The organism is uncultured Chitinophaga sp. (assembly GCF_902168175.1).
In the GTDB taxonomy this organism is placed as follows: domain Bacteria; phylum Bacteroidota; class Bacteroidia; order Chitinophagales; family Chitinophagaceae; genus Chitinophaga.
The window spans coordinates 1-3,400 of sequence record NZ_CABHOU010000086.1 but is presented as its reverse complement, the minus strand read 5'-3'; the positions used below and the strand labels follow the sequence as shown (position 1 = coordinate 3,400).

The 3,400-nt window shown below is 48.5% G+C and carries 4 protein-coding genes; 1 reads left to right on the top strand and 3 read right to left on the bottom strand.

The genetic code is table 11. From position 1 onward, the window contains the following. Window positions 1-102: 102 nt before the first annotated feature. On the top strand, window positions 103-804 hold the full coding sequence (locus QZT80_RS18970) for a 16S rRNA (uracil(1498)-N(3))-methyltransferase (RefSeq protein ID WP_295125694.1): 702 nt from the start codon (window positions 103-105) through the stop codon (window positions 802-804). Between the two features lie 416 nt (window positions 805-1,220). Here the strand turns inward: QZT80_RS18970 and QZT80_RS18965 are convergent, their stop codons facing one another. The 3 genes from QZT80_RS18965 to QZT80_RS18955 all read right to left on the bottom strand — a co-directional run. Next, window positions 1,221-1,523, bottom strand: coding sequence for a GIY-YIG nuclease family protein (locus QZT80_RS18965; RefSeq protein WP_295125691.1), 303 nt, complete (start codon window positions 1,521-1,523; stop codon window positions 1,221-1,223). A gap of 157 nt (window positions 1,524-1,680) precedes the next feature. Further along, a complete protein-coding gene (locus QZT80_RS18960) occupies window positions 1,681-2,673 on the bottom strand; it encodes a helix-turn-helix domain-containing protein (RefSeq protein WP_295125688.1) in 993 nt (330 codons plus the stop codon). A 217-nt stretch (window positions 2,674-2,890) separates the two neighbouring features. Continuing rightward, window positions 2,891-3,400 (bottom strand): FecR domain-containing protein (locus QZT80_RS18955; protein WP_295125685.1); only part of this gene is annotated, 510 nt, incomplete at its 5' end.

Genomic DNA, 3,400 nt, shown 5'->3' with positions numbered 1-3,400 from the left:
TGGTGGGGCTTATCCATAGGATTGATGGTAGCTGCTGTGCTATTGTTCTTCCGCTTTCACTATAAAACCAAAAAACTGGAAGCAAGTCTTTAATTTTGCGCCATGCATACGTTTTACGCCAAAGGCCTCACCACTACGCAAACCAGTTTCACCATGGACGAACCTACGTCCAAGTACTGCATACAGGTACTGCGTATGTCTATCGGCGACAAAGTGCTGTTAGCCGACGGCCTCGGACATAAATACACGGCCACTATTTCGGATGATAACCGGAAGAAGGCGGTGTTGCGCATCGACGCTTTTGAAGCCGTACCGCGTGTTACCTCCGGCCTGCACATCGCCATCGCCTTCACTAAAAACGTTTCCCGCATGGAGTGGTTTTTAGAGAAGGCGGTGGAGATCGGCGTAACGGCGATCACTCCGCTTCTTACACATCGCACGGAACGCGAGAAATTCAAAGCTGAACGTTTTGAGAACATACTGGTGTCGGCGATGCTGCAATCGCAGCAATTTTGGTTGCCGGTACTTTCCGAACCTACGGGGTTTGTTTCTATGCTTGGCATTCCTGCGGCGCAGCGATTTATTGCGCATTGTTTACCTGAGAGCAAGACGCATTTTGTTGATGCGATTACCCCCGGGAGTGATGGTGTGATATTGATCGGGCCAGAGGGGGATTTTACGGGCGATGAAATTACATCTGCGCTTTCAGCTGGTTTTGTACCGGTTTCTTTAGGAGATACCAGGTTGAGGACTGAAACTGCGGGGATGGTTGCAGGGGCGTTATGGGCAGGGGCGAACAGGTGATGTTTTGCTGTTGTTGGTTCTAGGGGGAACTGGGGCGACGGGTTGCTTCACTTCGTATCAATCAAGCTCCTGCCGCACTCCGATTATTGATATGACTGTCATTCCCCCGGCCGTCATGGCGAGGAACGAAGCCATCCTCGTGTGTAATCATTACCTGCAATAATTGGTTGTAAGGAGAGCGACAAACGTTATCGGCCTACGTACTTGATAGCCGTGCCTGACGAAATTCCAGATGTTTTGCTCCATGCTAATATACGCTGGCTCCTAATGCTTTACTAACGCGAAGACTACACACGAGGATGGCTTCGTTCCTCGCCATGACGAATAGGGTGATGCCTGCTAACGCAGGCACACAAAAGGATTTGGCATTGTTCAGTTGAATGCATTATGCCGGGCCGCACCCTCACAACGAGCAGCTACCACTCTTCCACATCAGGAAACAAATCACGCCATTCCGGATTCATTTCGTTGATAAGGTTGATTTTGGCTTGCCTGGAGCCGCCTTTGATCCGCTTCTCCTCAGCTATTGCTTCCTCTATAGAGGAGAAGAAGTTATAGTATAACAATACGCCTGCGCCATACCGCGCCGTAAAACTACCGTGATACTTTTTGTCGCGGTGATCGATAATGCGTGCGTATAAGTCAGCGGTTACGCCTGTATAAAGCACAGTTCGCGCTTTATTGCTGATGATGTAAACATATCCCCCCTTCCCATTCATAAAACCCTTCTTTATAAAAAATGCCCGATACAAACGTACCGGGCCAACGTGAAAACTAAAACAGTTAATCTTCAATCTAAATTTTTCTATCTATAGTAAAGTCTAATGAATTAAAAAAAGGGGTTAGGACAATGGATGGAATGCGTATATATACGTATCACAACTTTGCCAATGCCTCGGGCCAGATGCCGAAGTGTTGGTAGAAGTCGGCGACGAAACGGCGGTAGTTGTGGTAGCCGCAACGGCGGGCCAGGGTGGCATCGTCGTGGTGGCGGGATTTGCGGATGAGATGGAACGCGGTGTTCAAACGCACGGCGGTGATGAGATCGTCGGCGGTGATGAAATAATTTTGGATGAAAAGAGCGTTGATGAGGGAGCGGGGGGTGTTGTATTTTTTTGCGAGGAATGCGGTATCGATGCCAAGGTGCGCACCACGGCGGATGTCGCGGAGCATATCTTTGAGGGAGTTGAGCAGGTGAATATCTTCTATTTTGAAATACTCACTGATCGGGCCTTCGGTGATATCTACCTGGCGGGCATACTGGCAGTAAAGAGATACGCAGATCGGATACAGGTAGTGTTCCGCTATCTTTCCTTCGTAGATGTTGTTGCTGATGGCATCCAGGAACAGGTAGGTGGCTGGTGAAATGACCAGGGGCCTTTTGTTCAGGATGTTGTCGGGGCGACGGACCAGGCGATCGGCCAGGGGCTGGAGGGCGGGGTAATCGCGTACCAGCGACGGCAGGATGGCTGGATCGATATCGATGTGGAAGCAGTGATAGAGAAAGGGACTGGTGAGCAGTTCCGCCCGATGTTCTTTGCCACTGAGATCAAAAGCGTTGTATTCCCCTTTTGCCAGGTTCACGGAGAACAAGTCGTACAGTCGGGCGGGAATGTAGCCGTGCAGTTGGTAATGAATAGCCAGGGCTAATGCGGTGAAGGGTACTACCGTAGCATCTTCCTGCACGCCAAAGTGGTGCGACTGGATATAGAAACCTTTTACGCGCATGCGTTGCGAATAGGTAAAGCCGAATGGAACCGGCATAAATTCGGCATCGAAACCGTTAATCCGGTGGCCGAGCAAAAAGTTAGGAGTAATGCCAGAGGCCCATTGAGATTCATAGTCCGAACCTTCCATCGGAAATCTCATATCACTATAATTCATCGTGATAAATTGGTTTGGTGTTATTTAATTAGTTGCGACATCAGAGAGAGAACACGGCGATGTTGCCAGGCCATGTTAGCCGGGTTATGTTAACTTTTTAATGTACATGGTTGGTTATTTATCTGCATACCAGCATTAGCTGTATTGCCATTACATTACTACTAAAAAAAGGACAGCGCGGGGAATGATAGTTACACTCTCTTTAATTCTCACCCCCACGCAGCCTGACATGCGGGCTAGCACATGTATTACAACCATTGGGAGTCTGGTCATAATTATATTTAATACCGCTTGTTAGTTCAAGCGTTTTTAGAAACGTTTCGAGTGGTTCCTTTTTGAAGATGGTGCCGGTGAACCGTTCCTTTTCGATGGCTGGATTTTCGAAATCCAGGTCCACGTTGTACCATCTTTTTACCAGGTCGCGGATATTGCCGAGGGGTGTGTTATCTAACCGGTACATGCCTTTCATCCACAATAAGTCATCTTCATTTAAAGCCGATTTTTTTGCACCGGTTTTGGTATTATACGTTAAAGCCTCCCCTGGCGCGAGGCGCAGTTGCGAACCGGGGCATCGGAACGCTACTGCACCTTCTACCAGAGTTATCTTCACTGTTTCAAGAGCGTAACTGTTTACATTAAAACTTGTGCCTAATACCGTTATGTCCCCGCGATCAGATTTTACAACAAAGGGCTGACTTTCCCTTTTCATGAT

Coding starts and splice junctions, on each gene's coding strand:
- QZT80_RS18970 (WP_295125694.1), top strand. CDS start 103: ATGCATACGTTTTACGCCAAAGGCCTCACCACTACGCAAACCAGTTTC.
- QZT80_RS18965 (WP_295125691.1), bottom strand. CDS start 1,523: ATGAATGGGAAGGGGGGATATGTTTACATCATCAGCAATAAAGCGCGA.
- QZT80_RS18960 (WP_295125688.1), bottom strand. CDS start 2,673: ATGAGATTTCCGATGGAAGGTTCGGACTATGAATCTCAATGGGCCTCT.